This is a genomic window from Armatimonadota bacterium (assembly GCA_016125185.1).
GTDB lineage: Bacteria > Armatimonadota > Fimbriimonadia > Fimbriimonadales > Fimbriimonadaceae > Fimbriimonas.
Window position 1 is genome coordinate 1940451 of the sequence record WGMG01000006.1, and the last position, 13841, is coordinate 1954291.

General features: G+C 57.1%; 17 protein-coding genes and 1 riboswitch. Of the genes, 10 read left to right on the forward strand and 7 right to left on the reverse strand.

Annotated features, from left to right (window positions below; translation table 11 throughout):
* Nucleotides 1-59: 59 nt before the first annotated feature.
* The 3 genes from GC165_17160 to GC165_17170 are packed head-to-tail and all read left to right on the forward strand — an operon-like array spanning nt 60 to nt 1735.
* A complete protein-coding gene (locus GC165_17160) occupies nt 60-782 on the forward strand; it encodes a methyltransferase domain-containing protein (protein ID MBI1334601.1) in 723 nt (240 codons plus the stop codon).
* Nucleotides 779-1186: a DUF3052 family protein gene (locus tag GC165_17165; GenBank protein ID MBI1334602.1), complete on the forward strand. Its 408-nt coding sequence runs from the start codon at nt 779-781 to the stop codon at nt 1184-1186. Before GC165_17160 ends, GC165_17165 begins: the two co-directional genes overlap by 4 nt.
* Before the next feature lie 24 nt (nt 1187-1210).
* On the forward strand, nt 1211-1735 hold the full coding sequence (locus GC165_17170) for a hypothetical protein (protein MBI1334603.1): 525 nt from the start codon (nt 1211-1213) through the stop codon (nt 1733-1735).
* Between the two features lie 47 nt (nt 1736-1782).
* Here GC165_17170 and GC165_17175 read toward each other — a convergent pair whose 3' ends face one another.
* Nucleotides 1783-1989, reverse strand: a complete 207-nt coding sequence (locus GC165_17175) for a hypothetical protein (GenBank protein ID MBI1334604.1) — start codon at nt 1987-1989, stop codon at nt 1783-1785.
* Nucleotides 1989-2954, reverse strand: coding sequence for a prepilin-type N-terminal cleavage/methylation domain-containing protein (locus tag GC165_17180; protein MBI1334605.1), 966 nt, complete (start codon nt 2952-2954; stop codon nt 1989-1991). Before GC165_17180 ends, GC165_17175 begins: the two co-directional genes overlap by 1 nt.
* A gap of 905 nt (nt 2955-3859) precedes the next feature.
* Here GC165_17180 and tgt point away from each other — a divergent pair.
* Both tgt and GC165_17190 read left to right on the forward strand, forming a co-directional pair.
* The gene (tgt, locus tag GC165_17185) at nt 3860-4960 is read left to right on the forward strand and encodes a tRNA guanosine(34) transglycosylase Tgt (protein ID MBI1334606.1); all 1101 of its coding nucleotides are present in this window, start codon (nt 3860-3862) and stop codon (nt 4958-4960) included.
* Between the two features lie 204 nt (nt 4961-5164).
* The gene (locus GC165_17190) at nt 5165-5797 is read left to right on the forward strand and encodes a hypothetical protein (GenBank protein MBI1334607.1); all 633 of its coding nucleotides are present in this window, start codon (nt 5165-5167) and stop codon (nt 5795-5797) included.
* A 1-nt stretch (nt 5798) separates the two neighbouring features.
* On the opposite strand, the gene GC165_17195 is transcribed toward GC165_17190, so the two are convergent.
* Together GC165_17195 and GC165_17200 are read right to left on the reverse strand one after the other, a co-directional pair.
* Nucleotides 5799-6074, reverse strand: a complete 276-nt coding sequence (locus GC165_17195) for a hypothetical protein (protein ID MBI1334608.1) — start codon at nt 6072-6074, stop codon at nt 5799-5801.
* An 86-nt stretch (nt 6075-6160) separates the two neighbouring features.
* Nucleotides 6161-6508 (reverse strand): RNA-binding protein, encoded by a 348-nt coding sequence (locus GC165_17200; GenBank protein ID MBI1334609.1) that lies wholly within the window; start codon nt 6506-6508, stop codon nt 6161-6163.
* A gap of 49 nt (nt 6509-6557) precedes the next feature.
* Between GC165_17200 and GC165_17205 the strand changes: the two genes are divergently transcribed.
* Both GC165_17205 and GC165_17210 read left to right on the forward strand, forming a co-directional pair.
* Nucleotides 6558-7439, forward strand: a complete 882-nt coding sequence (locus GC165_17205) for an alpha/beta fold hydrolase (GenBank protein ID MBI1334610.1) — start codon at nt 6558-6560, stop codon at nt 7437-7439.
* 540 nt (nt 7440-7979) lie between these two features.
* Complete coding sequence (locus GC165_17210) at nt 7980-8891, forward strand: glycosyltransferase (protein MBI1334611.1); 912 nt, start codon at nt 7980-7982, stop codon at nt 8889-8891.
* Here the strand turns inward: GC165_17210 and GC165_17215 are convergent.
* Nucleotides 8888-9559, reverse strand: coding sequence for a PEP-CTERM sorting domain-containing protein (locus GC165_17215; protein ID MBI1334612.1), 672 nt, complete (start codon nt 9557-9559; stop codon nt 8888-8890). The two genes, GC165_17210 and GC165_17215, sit on opposite strands and share 4 nt — an antisense overlap.
* Nucleotides 9560-9623: 64 nt before the next feature.
* On the opposite strand from GC165_17215, the gene GC165_17220 reads away from it, so the two are divergent.
* Together GC165_17220 and GC165_17225 are read left to right on the forward strand one after the other, a co-directional pair.
* Nucleotides 9624-10763, forward strand: a complete 1140-nt coding sequence (locus GC165_17220) for an aminotransferase class V-fold PLP-dependent enzyme (GenBank protein MBI1334613.1) — start codon at nt 9624-9626, stop codon at nt 10761-10763.
* On the forward strand, nt 10756-11154 hold the full coding sequence (locus GC165_17225) for a hypothetical protein (GenBank protein ID MBI1334614.1): 399 nt from the start codon (nt 10756-10758) through the stop codon (nt 11152-11154). The genes GC165_17220 and GC165_17225 overlap by 8 nt, the downstream gene beginning before the upstream one ends.
* A gap of 41 nt (nt 11155-11195) precedes the next feature.
* Here GC165_17225 and GC165_17230 read toward each other — a convergent pair whose 3' ends face one another.
* Together GC165_17230 and GC165_17235 are read right to left on the reverse strand one after the other, a co-directional pair.
* Nucleotides 11196-11807 carry a PEP-CTERM sorting domain-containing protein gene (locus tag GC165_17230; GenBank protein ID MBI1334615.1) on the reverse strand — a complete coding sequence of 204 codons (612 nt, stop codon included), beginning with the start codon at nt 11805-11807 and terminating at the stop codon, nt 11196-11198.
* A 206-nt stretch (nt 11808-12013) separates the two neighbouring features.
* A complete protein-coding gene (locus GC165_17235; protein MBI1334616.1) occupies nt 12014-12688 on the reverse strand; it encodes a PEP-CTERM sorting domain-containing protein in 675 nt (224 codons plus the stop codon).
* A 217-nt stretch (nt 12689-12905) separates the two neighbouring features.
* Nucleotides 12906-13031: riboswitch (cobalamin riboswitch) on the forward strand.
* Between the two features lie 91 nt (nt 13032-13122).
* Here GC165_17235 and GC165_17240 point away from each other — a divergent pair.
* Entirely contained in the window at nt 13123-13830 is a 708-nt protein-coding gene (locus tag GC165_17240) for a prepilin-type N-terminal cleavage/methylation domain-containing protein (GenBank protein ID MBI1334617.1), read from the forward strand.
* The last annotated feature ends 11 nt before the right edge of the window (nt 13831-13841 follow it).

A 13841-nucleotide genomic window follows, 5' to 3' on the forward strand; every position in this document is an offset into this window, starting at 1 on the left:
GATTGCAGAATGCGGCAGCCCTGAGAACAGTTCCCAAAAATAAGCTAGAATCTCTTCCGTTGCAAAGCGCAGAGTATGCCCGCATGTACGAGTTGGAAGACCGCTATTGGTGGTTCGTGGCTCGACGGGAACTTGCCCTCCAGTTCCTCGCCCAAGTCGCTCCTGCCAACGCCACCATCCTTGATGTAGGTTGCGGCACCGGCAAGGGTCAGGACGCCTTTGGCTCGCTTGGAACCGTGTACGGCGTTGACTTTAGCCAAGATGCTCTCGAATTCTGTCATCAGCGTGGCCTTACACGCATTGCCCGCGCCGATGCCCAAGCCCTCCCTCTCCAATCGAATTCGTTCGACGTCGTTGTCACTCTCGACACGATCGAGCACGTTCCCGACGATCAAAAGGCCATCGCCGAGATCGCCCGCGTCCTCAAACCTGGTGGCCACATCCTCATCAACGTTCCCGCCTACCAATGGCTTTGGGGGCCTCACGATGTCGCCCTCATGCACCACCGGCGCTACAGCCGAACCCAAGTGCGCAAGCTCCTCGAAGCCAACGGCTTCGAAATCGAGCGGCTGACCTATCACATCTTTTTCCTTTTCCCCCTCGTCGCCATCTCCCGCTTCCTCAGCAAGTTCAAAAAAGGCGACCCCGACGCCAAGCTCCCCAACCTTCCGCGCTTTGTCGAAAGCATTTTCTCCCTGTTCCAACGCGCCGAAGCCGCGATCATCGTCCGGTCCAATCTTCCGTGGGGCAGCAGTATCGTCGCCGTGGCCAAGAAAAAATGACCGCCCCCGGCTACTCCGGCAAACCACTAGCCGAAAAGCTCGGCCTCAAGCCTGGCATGGTCGCCATTTCCATCGACGCTCCTGACGACTATGAGCAATTCCTCAGCAGTCCCGTGGAGATCGCCCAGCAAATAGGCGACAAAGCGCCAAATTTTGTCCATATTTTCGTCATCGAGCGCGCTCGCATGGACGCCCTCCTGTCCGACCTCTTCAGCCGCATCGACCGCGACGGCATGGTCTGGGTATCGTGGCCCAAGAAAAGCTCGAAGGTCCCTACCGATATCGACGAAAATATCATCCGCGATGTCTGCCTCCCAATGGGCTGGGTCGACGTCAAGGTGTGCGCCGTCACCGACGTTTGGAGTGGTCTCAAGCTCGTCATCCGCAAAGAGCTTCGCCGCTGAATTCGTGTTACACTCAAATTCACCATGCGCGGAATCGTTGTGACGCTCGCTCTCTCGCTCGTTCTCGGATGCGGGCCATCGGCCCCCGAGACCAACAATAGTCCCGCCGCCAACACCGCTTCTGCCCCGCCCGCCGACACCGATTACGGACGAAAGATTCTCGCCGAACTCGACAAGTTCGATAAGGTGGCCAACAACGCCCAACGCCTCGACTTCGACTCCATCAAATCGTTCGAAAAGACGGGCAAGTTCCCCAAAGAAGTCCTCGACCGCCTCAGCAAGGCCGTCACAAGCGAAATGGACGTCATGAAGGAAATGCGCGACCTCAAACCGCCGAAGCAGTTCGAAGAATTCCACAAGCAGGTCCTCCAAAACACCAACGGCAAAATCGATGTCCTCGCCGGCCTCACCTTGGCTCTGGAAAAGAACGATAAGAAGGAAATCGCGAAGGTACTGGACACCTTGGACTTCAAGGCCAAACTCGCCAAACAGGAGATGGACAAAATCCTGCAGGGCAAAACCGCCGAACAATTCCTCGGTCTGAAATAGAAAAAGCCACGCTCGAAATCGAACGTGGCTCAGAGAGAATGGGCTTCTTACTGGGGCGTATTAGGCGCCGCGCCCTTATCCGGCATTTCTGCCTTCTTTGTTCCGGCATGCTTGCTGTCCGTCGGCTGATCGGAAACGCCAGCCTTCTTCAGGTCAGATCCAATGCTGTCCTCGGGTTTCATGTCCGAAGAACCGCATCCAACCGCCAGCAGTCCGGAGACCAGCAGCGCACAAAAGAGTCCCAGAAGCTTCATTAATCGAGGTCCCAGATGAACTTGTCGGGGTCGGTAACCGTTCCTTTGAACTGGCCGGTTCCCCATGCCGTGCATCCGGCAGTGATCGACTTCAGCGGGCGAGACTTGGTGCTCGTGTCCGCCATACCGATGATGACGTGTCCGTCCTTCAGACCTGGCGAGATGTTGTCCAGCGAGATCTGGTTGTAAAACGGCCACAGACCGCCGTACACGATCCACGAAGCGCCGTTGTTCGACCAACCGTTCGGGTAGCTAGCCAGCGTACAGTCGCCTGTGCCGCAGGCATAGGAGCTCATCGGTCGCATCATGTTGCCATTTGCGTCCTGCCAGCACGGAGTCTCAACGACCCAGTTGCCACCGCCGTAGGGCGAACCGCCGGCTCGGTCCCAAATCGACGTTCCGTACATCAGCGTGTTCGACGGGTTGCCGACACCGCTTTCGTTCGTCGAAGCCGATCCGACATAGTAGCCGGACGTCATCGGAACGACGCGCCACGGGCTGAAGAAGGCGTAGTTGTAGCCGATGTTGCTTCGCACCATCAGCGCATACATCTTCTGCTCGGCCGTCGGGGTGGTCGGGTTGCCCATGTACTGGAGCTGGTCTTTGATTCTTTGGTCTTCCGATTGCCAAGGATCCATCGGATCGATGTGAATCCGAGTGTTCTTGACGTACGGTTGCATTTGCTGTCCAGGCACGGTATCGGGGGGTCCGAATCCCCAACCTGGGCCATTGATGCTTCCACTGTTCGACAACATGAAGTTGCCATCATAGTCAGTCGTGTACATAGCAGTGGCGATGCCGATCTGCTTGAAGTTGCTGATCATGGTGGTCTTCTTGGCTGCGGCCTTGGCCTGGGCGAAGACGGGGAAGAGAATGGCTGCAAGAATAGCAATAATTGCAATCACGACGAGGAGTTCGATGAGCGTAAAGCCCAACTTATGGCTCTTAGCACGATATTCGCACATTAGTATTTCCTCTAGGATGGATCAATGCCTCCGCGATGAAGCAGAGATACTGCATTGTAAGACACTTATCGCTAACGGTCAAGGAAATAATTAAAAAACCGTAGGAATTTCTCTTTGATCCGAGCCAATCAGAACATTTGGTAATGATTTAGGCGTCGAAATTGGTCACTTCAGATCATGACCGGGACCCAACAAAAAAGCGGCCCGGAGCCTGGACCGTTTCGCCATTGTATACCTGGTAGATTTACGAGGTCAAGAGCCGGGCCCACAATCTGTCGGCAAGGATGGAAGGCGACCACGATGACCGCGACGCCCTCCATCCCTCGGGCAGGTTGTGGGACAGAAAAATCAGACCATCGCCACCGATTCGCGACAGGCTCGCACGCACTCCCGGCAAATCTCGGCACAATGGATACAATTCGTAATCTCGAGATACTTCTCGCACTCAATCGCGCATCGTTCGCAAACATCGGCACACGAACCGCACTCGCGTAGCGAGCCCGAACTCATGGCCAAAATACAATTCGCGCATTCAGCGGCACAGTCTTGGCAGATGTGGACGCATGCTTCTAGGCCGGAAAGCGGCACGCAAGCGACGGCACAGGCGTTGCACTCGTCCTGGCAACGGGTGCAGATTTCGATACAATGTTCGAGCATCATTTCTTCCATCTTCATGTTCCTCATGAGAACCCGCCCATGTCTCCTAACCTCAAAGACGCCCCCCATACCGATGAGCGTACGCCCCGGGACTATCGGTCCAACTCCCAACCGAAAGAGGCTAGCACTCTGCACTCTGCACTCTGCACTCTGCACTCTGCACTCTGCACTCTGCACTCTGCACCCTGTGCTCTGTGCTCTGTGCTCTGTGCCCTGAAACCTAAATTCGGGTACACCTAACCGTCCCCATGCCCGGCGTCCATTTCGAACTGCTCTCTATCTGCCCGCACACCAAGGCCCGCCGAGGACGCCTCCATACCCCCCACGGCACCGTCGAAACCCCCTTCTTCATGCCCGTCGGCACTCAAGGCTCAGTTAAAACCGTTGGATCAGAAGACCTCGAGGCTCTAGGATTTGAGCAGGTCCTGAGCAATACCTATCACTTATCGCTCCGACCCGGAGCCGACCTCGTTCAAAGCTTTGGCGGCCTCCACGAGTTCATGTCCTGGCGAGGTTCCATTCTCACTGACTCGGGCGGCTACCAGGTCATGTCCCTCAGCGACATGCGCTCCATCAATGACGACGGCGTCAAATTCAAATCCCATCTCGACGGCTCGACCCATTTCCTTTCCCCGGAGCGAAGCATCGAAATCCAGGCCAAGCTCGGCGTCGATATCAGCATGATGCTCGACGAGTGTCCGCCCTACCCTTGCACCCGCGACGAGGCTGCCGCAGCCATGAACCGCACCCACCGCTGGGCCCACCGCAACCTCGCCGCTCGCCAAGGCGATCAGGCGATCTTCGGCATCGTCCAAGGCGGCGTTCACGAAGATTTCCGCACCGAGTCCGCCCAAGCCATCTCCGAACTCCCCTTCGACGGCGTCGCCATCGGTGGTGTCAGCGTCGGCGAGCCCACCGAGATGCAATATCCCGTGGTCCAGCACACCGCCCCGCTACTGCCCGCCGACAAGGCCCGCTACCTGATGGGTGTCGGCCACCCGAAAGACATTCTCCACGCCGTTGCGTGTGGCGTCGACATGTTCGACTGCGTCCTCCCCACCCGCATGGCCCGCCACCACTGCCTCTACACGCTCGAAGGCCGCGTCAACTGCATTGGCAAAAAGTGGCAGGAGCACAAGGGCCCGTTCGACGAACAAAGCGTCTTCCCTGCCACCGAACGCTACTCGGCCGCCTATGTCCGCCACCTCTTCAAGTCCGGCGAGCCTCTCGGCCCACGCCTCGCGTCGCTCCACAACCTCGCCTTCTACGCCCGGCTGATGCGCGAAATCCGTGACGCCATCGCTAACGGCACCTGGCCCGCCCTTGTCGACCGATACTCCAGAGCCTAGGTCCTTTCAAAATCCCTTCCTCACGTTGGGAGGAAGGGTGCAGGGATGGAGGGGCTTGATCTCCAGCCAATCCTCGCCAACACAACGCAGTTACCCTAGACCCGGCAATATGGCCAGATTCACGCCAGCAATCCTACCAACATCCGTCTCAAACCCCTGAGAACGTTTTCCGCCAGTGCCAATAGCCCTAGGCAGGGTTAGACAATGAACCGTTTATGGATGAAGGGCTTTGCGCTCGCCGCAGGGTATGGAGTTTTCTGCTGTCACGCAGAAGCTTCGACCAATTTGATTAATTTTCCGATCGCCGACATTTTGGCCCACCGAGAGGTGGCCTACAGCATCGGAGTCTCCGGCTTTGCTCAAAACGTGGACAAAGGCTTTGCGTGGTCGCACGGCGTCACATTGGGCTGTTGCGACAAGGGAGAGATCGGCATCACGCAGGACCTCCTGGGTCATACCGTCTACGACGGCAAAATTCGCTTCGTCGATGATCCCAAGCAAGGATTCGCCGCCAGTTTTGGTATCGCCAACTACGACGCCGACGCGCACACCAACGACGCCTACCTGTCGTTACGAAAGGATTTCACGAAGTTCCGCTTCCACGCTACTGCCTACCGGTCAGATAAGGTCGTCGGCGTCTTCGGAGTGGATTTCCCGTGCTGCTGCTGGGCTGGCGCCATCGAACATGTCACCGGGTCTGACAGCCAAACGTGGATCGGCTTCACATCGCCGAACTTCTATCCCGGCCTCAGTGCAACCGTCGCCAGTCGCCTGCCGTGGAACGGAAACTCCGAACAGCAGTATCAGCTCATCCTGAACTACGGACTTCGCTTCTAGGCTACTTACTGAGGTGGATCGATTCTCGGCTGACCGAGTCTCCGTCGTGAAGATTCTTCTTCGCGATGGTGACCTTGTCGCCTGCGGCGTATAGCTTCACGGCGCCAAAGTGAGTGTGTTGCGGCGAAAGGTGGATTTCGTACTTCTTTCCGTCACGGGAAACAACGAGCGTATCGTCGACTCGGTTGCCAAGGCGGAAGGCAGAAGTTTCCTTTCGGCTGACCGAGAGCACCTCGTAAACCGAATCTTGGTGGATGGGTTGAAGCAAAAACAACATGTTTTCCTAAGGGGCATATCCTATGCCAATTGGGAAATCGCTCGCAAATTGGCTCAATATATACCCCTCATGGGTATATTACCACACTACTCGTCAATTCGGCTGAAGTAAATCACCGTAACCGTATGCGTCGGCGTAATCAAGTCGCCATACACCCGACTCAAAAGCCCGATCACGTCGTCCTGTGTGCGAAATTCCGGGTTCTCTCGCTCGATGTCTCGCGGAGATAGCTCCGAGATCGGTTTGACTTCCACTCGATCGAGAATCGCGGAGTAAAGTTTCTGACGGCGTCCGAACCGCGGACCGATCGTAACCCAAACGACCATCCCTTCCGTATACTTATCCGACTTGTCCCCCATGCGAATCGTGACGGTCTTTCGGTTGTTTTTGAGGACATCTCCGTAGAGATCAGAGTAGAAGTTCAGAGCAAACATCGGAATTAACTACAATTGTTGCGGATGGGGGGCTCAAAACGCAAATTTCATGATAGTTTGGCTGGTCATCGTCCTAGGAATCTTGTATTTACTCCTGCTCCTGGGCGTTGCCTACTGCTTCGTCTTCCCTTTCCGCACCCCCATTTTCATTTCCCCCGGCTTCCTCGGGGTTCCACAAGAGTGGATTGAATTCGAAGATTCCGGCACCGGACGCCTGCTCCGAGGATGGTGGGTGCCAAAAGAGGATCCCGAAGTCGTCATGGTCTGCGCCCACGGCTACATGATGAACCGAGCCGAACTCGCTCCCTTCGCGCCCCGATTCCAAAACTGGCCGATCGCCTTCCTCTTCTTCGACCTCCCTGCCCACGGCGCGTCCCGAGGGCGAAAATCGGGGTTCGGCTACAAAGAGCGAACCGCCGTCGCATCTGCCGTCGCCGAAGCCAAGCGCCGCTACCCAAACGCCAAGATCGTCCTCGCTGGGTCGAGCATGGGGGCCGCCGCTAGCGCCTTCGCCCTTGCCGAGTCGCCCAATCTCGCCGACGCCCTCATTCTAGATTCCTGCTACGACCGCCTCGTTGAAGCGATCACCGGCTGGTGGCTCTTCATCGGCGGCAAAACCCTCCAGTACGTCCTCTACCCCGCGTCCTTTTTCGGTATGCCCCTCTCCGGCGTCAATCCCTTTCGCATTGTCGTGTCCTCCGCGCTGGCCAAAATCGCCAAGCCAACGCTGATTCTCCACGGTGGAGCCGATACCCTCGCCCCGCCGTCGGCCGCCAAAACCAACTTTGACGCCCTCGCGGGGCCAAAATCTATGGTCATTTTCGATGGCCGCAACCATTCCGAAGCCCGGTGGGAAGAGCCCGATCGCTACTTCGAAGCCATCGAAGCTTTCCTGCAGGAAAACGGATTAGCCGACCATCGGTCAAAATAGGTTCAAGTCGCGATGCCAGTCGCCGCCATCTGGCAAACCAGAATGGAGGCTTCTCCCGATAGGATCCACCCAGAGTAGCGCTAATAAAGATGCTTCTCTGGATAGAGAAGCCGGTAAGTGAGCTTGCGAGCGAACCGGATGAGACGAACCTCTCGCCAACCCAAGACTCAAGATAACTTCTTAAGTCGCAATGCCATTGGCCGCGATCCGGCAGGACGGTGTCTACTTGGATTGATGCCCAAAGAGATACTTCTCTGGATAGGGTCAACCTACAGTGGCGCCAAAAACAAGATGCTTCTCTGGATAGAGAAGCCGGTAAGTGAGCTTGCGAGCGAACCGGATGAGACGAACCTCTCGCATACTTCGAGCTGACCTAGGTCAAATTAACTCCTAAGTCGCGATACCGCGAAATGCCATCCGGCAAACCAAAGAAGATGCTTCTCCGGATGGAGAAGCCGGTAAGCGAGCCCGCGAGCGAACCGGATGAGGCGAACCTTTCGAAAGCGTTCGGGCTGATGTAGGTCAAAATAAGGTCAAACAATGCCGCGAGTCTCCATTCTGCTAACCTGCTACAACCACAAGAAGTACATTCCGGTGGCCCTAGACAGCATTCGCGCGCAGACCTTTACCGATTACGAAATCATCGCCCTCGACGATGGCTCCACCGACGGCACCCGCGAATGGCTCGCCGACCAAACCGGAATCAGGGTGGTTTTCAACGAGCAGAATCTCGGCACTTACGGCACCCTCAATAAGGGCCTCGACTACGCCACCGGCGAGTACATCGCCGTCTTTAATGACGACGACGTCTGGATGCCCACCAAGCTCGAAAAGCAAGTCGCCCTCCTCGATTCCAACCCAAAAGTCGGCCTTGTCCACACCGAAGGCGAGTTCATCGACGGTGAAGGAAACATCATGGAAGGCGAACCTCTCGGATTCAAATTCCCCCGTTTCGAAACCGGCGATATCCTCCTCGACCTCGTCTACGAAAACAAGGTCATCGCCTCCGCCGCCCTGTTCCGTCGAAGTATCGTCGACGAGATCGGCGGCTTCAACGAGTTCTACTTCGGCTCCGGAGACTGGGAGATGTGGTTCCGAATCGCCGAACGCTACGACGTCGGATGCGTCAACGAAAAGCTGAGCCAGTACCGCGTCCACGGCGCGAACGCCTCCCACAAGCTCGAAAAGATTTGGCGCGACGACGAACGCCTACGCGACTGGATGATCCCGCGCCTCGAAGACCTCGGCGATCGCTTTCCAAAGGAGAAGGTCCAAGCCGCCATCGCCCACTGCTGGGCCGCTCTCGGCACCGTCCGAATGCTCAACGGCGACGCTCGCTCAGCCCGCGCCGCCTACCGAGCCAGCATGCACGTCATGCCCGGTCGAATCAAGAATTACCTCCGCTTTGCCGCCACTTTCGCGGGCAAAAAGGTCTTCCGCAAACTGCTTTAGGCGCGCTTTCGTCGGCGAAGGAGCAGCACTCCACCAAGCCCAATCGCGAGCATTGACGATGGCTCTGGCACGACTCCAACGGTGAACCCGCTCCAGTACTCGAACGGCGACGCCGTGAACGAGATCGAGGTGTACGTCCCGGAGAACATGATCACGCCGCTCCCCTCCATGCCGTACAGCCGCAGGTTATCGTTGGTCCACATCGAACCCGAACCCCAATAGCCAGGGCCCTGGCTCAAAATCGTGAACGGCGTCGAAAAGTCGTAGTGCGACAACTGAGCCGGCGACCCCAAGCTCACAATGTCCATGATCGGATTTTTCACCGGCGCAGAAAACGTGATCGTATTCGTAATCACGTTCGTGGTCTGGCCAGAGAGGGCAATGATATCGGTCCGACTCGGCGCATTCTGGACCACCGCGTTCGTGTAGTAGCTCGGCCCGCCGTTGTACCCGGTGTAGTAGTAGGTGCCCGTGTTGTTGATCTGACTCTCCGCAACGACATTCCCGCTGTACGAAATGCCAACCGTCTGCGTCGGACTCACCACGATTTGGCCCGTCATCGAACCCGGAATCCCGGTCTGGCTCGCAAAGAATTCGGCGTATCGGTAGACGTCCGCGTGCGAGAACGCCGGTAGGCAAAGAAGACCGAGGACGATTGCTTTTCTCATAAACCCTTTTCGACGGTAATAATAGGGAGTCACCCTGTAAACAACTTCAGGGTTATTTTAGCGAATGACAACCAAAAATCCGCGAATTTACCTGGATAACGCCGCAACTACCGCACTCTTACCGGGTGTTCAGTCACGGATTTCCGAGGTCATGGCTTCGTTTGGCAACCCCTCCAGCCTCCATGCCCACGGTCGCGAAGCCAAGCACGAGATCGACTGGGCTCGCGAAAAAGTCTCCCAAGCCCTCGGTTGCCTCTTCGCCGAGGTCGTCTTCACCGGAAGCGGAACCGAGGCCGCCAACCTCGCCATCGTCGGTGCCGCCCTCGCCAATTCCGACTACCGCAGAAACCGAATTCTCCTCAGCGCCGTCGAGCACCACTGCGTCCTCCACACGCGTCCCCTGCTGGAACGTCTCGGCTACCAAGTCGAACTCATTCCCGTGGACCGAGAATCGAAGGTCCGCCTCGACGCCATAGAGGAGCTTGTAACGGACGATGTGCTCTTTGTCTCACTGATGAGCGCCAACAACGAAACCGGCATGATTCAGCCCGTCGAAGCCGCCGCAAAAATCGCTCACACAAGAGGAGCCCTCCTCCACTGCGACCACGTCCAAGGATTCCTCAAGGACGTTTCCAACCCTTGCCAGTTTGCTGATCTCGTCTCCGTCGCCGCTCACAAAGTCAACGGCCCGAAAGGCGTCGGGGCGCTCGCCGTCCTCAACGGAACAAAAATCAAGCCGCTCGTCACCGGTGGCGAACAAGAGCGCGAGATGCGCGGCGGGACCGAAAATCTGCTCGGCATCGTCGGCTTCGGCGCCGCCATCGCCGGACACCAAACCCAAAGCTACAGACCAATGCGCGACGCGCTTCGCGCTCGGCTCCTCGCCGCCGGGGCCGTCCCCACCGTCGCCAACCCCGACGAAACCCTCGATACTCACCTCCACGTCCGCTTCCCCGGCATCGACGCCGAAACCCTCCTCATCCGCCTCGACCGCGAAGGCATCAGCGCCAGTAGCGGCGCCGCGTGCAGCAGCGGCAGCATCGAGCCATCCCACGTCATGCTCGCCTGCGATTACACCGAAACCGAGGCCAAAGAAGGCGTTCGGTTCTCACTCGGGTACGGAAACACCGCCGAAGAAATCGAGCGGGCGAGTACCCTTATAGCCGAAGCCGTGCAGAGTATTCGGGGGAAAAGAAATGGATAGGCCGAGCAAGGACGTCTCCGGCAAACTGATCCTCAAGGTGATCGGCATCATCGTGGCCCTCTTCATGGCCATGAACATCTTCTTCGTCGTCTATCGAAGCCGAGTCGTACCGAAGTCGATCGAAAAGCGACGCCAGGTCGCCGTGTTGCTCGCCGCGAGAGAGTGGAAGGAAGGCACGTTCAGCGGCAAAATCCTCGATGGCAAACCGGATGAGTCGCATCTTCCGCCCCAAAGCCCCGAAAGCCAGAGGCCAAAGGAGGTCGAGAACTACAGCGACACATTCAACACCAGTACGGTGTTCGAATTTGAATACGCGAAACCGGAAAACCGCTGGTCAATCCAGGTCGGCAACGACACCTACACCGTTCATCGCGAAAACGGCGCAAAATAGCCTGGACACCGCGGAAGCGGTAACCCAGGCTAGAGGGTCGATTACTTGCTGGTTCGACGTCGTCTAACGAGCGCCAAAGCGCCAATGCCGAGGACGGCGAGGCTCGCCGGCTCTGGAACGGAGTCGATCGTCAAGTTGTCGAGTTGAAAGCCGGAGACCGTGCCGAGACCGCCCGAGCCATTGTCCATCACCGTAATGCTATCCAGATTCGTAAACGATCCGTCTAGCATAAACGTCTGCCACTGGTTGGTAACGTTAAAGACCTGCGAAGTGGTACCGCCGCCCTCGTAGTTTCCGACGACCGTGATTGATCCGGTTGCGAAGGTGCCATCAAAAACCGCCGAATCAAAAGACTCCATCGAGAACGGTGCATCGGATATGGGCTTAAAGTTCACACTGCCCGTTGCTCCATTGTTATCGTCTCCAATAGCTGCCAACGTGACGCTTCCATCTTGCACGCGCCCCGAGCCGGTGTAGCTGTCTGTCAGGATTCCCCAACCTCCAGCCGAAAAGTTAAAGTTGTATCCCTCGGACACGAGCGGGTTATCGAATTGATCGGATGTGATGTCCTCGAAGTCGATGACGGTTGCCGACGCGATCGCCGGAAAGACAAGCAAAGCTGAGCCCACTGCCACTAGTAGAATTTTTTTCATGTTGATTCCCAAAGTCTTCTCACTCAATCGAGCGAACAAATCACAGTATAGGGAAACGAAATGAATCCGTCGACCCGGCAAATATGCTGGGTGGAACACGGAAGGAGGCTAAACCAAGGCAGTTCCGCCTACCATCCCGAAGCATATTCAAACTAACCCTATACCGAGGTGGATGAGTTTTTAGCCCCATCCACCTGGTCGCATACTTACTTGCTGGTTCGTCGTCGAACGAGCGCTAAAGCGCCAAGTCCGAGAACGGCAAGGCTCGCCGGCTCCGGAACGGTGCCGTTGATGGCGATATTGTCGAGCTGGAAGCCAGGACCTGAATCAAAGTCGCTCGTATTGAGGTCGACAACTGTAACGCTCTGCAGGTTGGTAAACGTACCATTCAAAGCGAACGACTGCCATTGATTGGTGATTGAAAAGTCCTGAACCGTGGTGCCACCACCGACGAAGTTGCCGATGAACTCGATCGAACCCGTAGCAAACAGACCAGTGAAGACGGCCGAATCAAATCCTTGGACCGAAAATGGCGCGCCTGAGTCCGTGCTGAAGGTGACCTGAGCGTTCGTGAAGTTTCGCGGGCCAGCCAAGAACAGCGTCGAAGTTCCATTCTGAACTCGATCAAACGAGGTGTAACCATCGGTGGCGATAGCCCAACCTTGTGCGTCGAAGTTGAAAGTGAATCCCTCAGAGGGAATCGGATTTCCGAACTGGTCTGCCGTAATGTCTTCAAAGTCCAGCATGTCTGCCGAAGCGAACGACGAAAGAGAAAGCGCGGCAAGGCCGACTGCCCCAACTAAGAGTTTCTTCATAGATATCTCCCAAAAGTTCCGCACACAATTGTGCGAACAAGCCAAGTATATCGCGCGGGTAACCATTTTGTAAGTTGCCTATCGGAAACGATGCGGGGCGAATGACCCATTCCAACGGGTGGCACGGTCAGCGACCACTTCCCGCTTGCGGGATGGGAGTTGGCCGTGTGACAAGGACCTCACCATCCCTCGAAACGCGCCAACCAGCAAGCAACCAACCTCAACATTCCTAAGAAAATTAGGTTCTTCCCCCAACCCCTCCCGCCCACCCAGCAACAGTGCCATACTGGTTACCGTGTGAAGGATCGATCGCCTTGATCGATCTGAAAATTGGGGAAAGCTGGTGGAACTCCAGCGCTGTGCCGCAACGGTAAAAGTCCGAATGCCCACTTCGCACAAAAAGCGCATCGCCCACGAGCATGGGTCGGATGATGGTTGGGCGATTCCCATCGTCCTATCGCATCTCCTTCCTCTCCGCTCCGAAGCAATGCAGGAGCGAAATGAAGAATCGGAAGGCCGGGTTTACCCTCATCGAACTGCTCGTCGTCATCGCGATCATCGCGATCCTCGCGGCGATCCTGTTCCCCGTGTTTGCCCAGGCCAAATCGGCGGCCAAGTCGGCCCAATGCCTCTCGAACCAGCGTCAAATCGTCACTGCTTGGCTGATGTATGCCAGCGACGTCGATGACCGCGCGTGCCTCTCCTACTACTACCGAAACGGCTTCGACGTCGAGGTGGCATGGGATTTCACGCTCGATTGGTCGGCCGGCACGACCCCGAAAGCCTCCGGCGGACTCCTCTACCCCTACATCAAGAACGGGCAGATCAACGCCTGCCCCTCGTTCTTTGGCGAAGCCTACGGGCGGCCGTACACCGGCTACGCCTACAACGCGACCTACATCGGCGGCGACATCTTTGGCGCCTACCGCGAAGCTTCGCTAGGGGGGATTCAGGATCCGGCCGGAACGGCGGTCTTCGCCGACGGCGGCTACGGCTGGCCCGTGAAGGGACAAAACTACCTTCGCGCCCCTAGCGACCCGTTCTATGGCATCGGCACCGTCCATTTTCGCCACCTCGGTGGTGCAAACGTGGCCTACGCCGACGGACACGCTCGCAAGGTGAAAACCCGCTACCGGGCCATCGCCTCCGAGCCCGAAACCGGAGCCCTCTCGAACGACGATTCTGCATACGACCTGCAAGGCGACTAGATGGAGAACTA

Coding starts and splice junctions, on each gene's coding strand:
- GC165_17230 (MBI1334615.1), bottom strand. CDS start 11,807: ATGAAAAAAATTCTACTAGTGGCAGTGGGCTCAGCTTTGCTTGTCTTT.
- tgt (MBI1334606.1), top strand. CDS start 3,860: ATGCCCGGCGTCCATTTCGAACTGCTCTCTATCTGCCCGCACACCAAG.
- GC165_17220 (MBI1334613.1), top strand. CDS start 9,624: ATGACAACCAAAAATCCGCGAATTTACCTGGATAACGCCGCAACTACC.
- GC165_17175 (MBI1334604.1), bottom strand. CDS start 1,989: ATGAAGCTTCTGGGACTCTTTTGTGCGCTGCTGGTCTCCGGACTGCTG.
- GC165_17225 (MBI1334614.1), top strand. CDS start 10,756: ATGGATAGGCCGAGCAAGGACGTCTCCGGCAAACTGATCCTCAAGGTG.
- GC165_17235 (MBI1334616.1), bottom strand. CDS start 12,688: ATGGTTACCCGCGCGATATACTTGGCTTGTTCGCACAATTGTGTGCGG.
- GC165_17180 (MBI1334605.1), bottom strand. CDS start 2,954: ATGTGCGAATATCGTGCTAAGAGCCATAAGTTGGGCTTTACGCTCATC.
- GC165_17205 (MBI1334610.1), top strand. CDS start 6,558: ATGATAGTTTGGCTGGTCATCGTCCTAGGAATCTTGTATTTACTCCTG.
- GC165_17240 (MBI1334617.1), top strand. CDS start 13,123: ATGAAGAATCGGAAGGCCGGGTTTACCCTCATCGAACTGCTCGTCGTC.
- GC165_17215 (MBI1334612.1), bottom strand. CDS start 9,559: ATGAGAAAAGCAATCGTCCTCGGTCTTCTTTGCCTACCGGCGTTCTCG.
- GC165_17165 (MBI1334602.1), top strand. CDS start 779: ATGACCGCCCCCGGCTACTCCGGCAAACCACTAGCCGAAAAGCTCGGC.
- GC165_17170 (MBI1334603.1), top strand. CDS start 1,211: ATGCGCGGAATCGTTGTGACGCTCGCTCTCTCGCTCGTTCTCGGATGC.
- GC165_17210 (MBI1334611.1), top strand. CDS start 7,980: ATGCCGCGAGTCTCCATTCTGCTAACCTGCTACAACCACAAGAAGTAC.
- GC165_17190 (MBI1334607.1), top strand. CDS start 5,165: ATGAACCGTTTATGGATGAAGGGCTTTGCGCTCGCCGCAGGGTATGGA.
- GC165_17200 (MBI1334609.1), bottom strand. CDS start 6,508: ATGTTTGCTCTGAACTTCTACTCTGATCTCTACGGAGATGTCCTCAAA.
- GC165_17195 (MBI1334608.1), bottom strand. CDS start 6,074: ATGTTGTTTTTGCTTCAACCCATCCACCAAGATTCGGTTTACGAGGTG.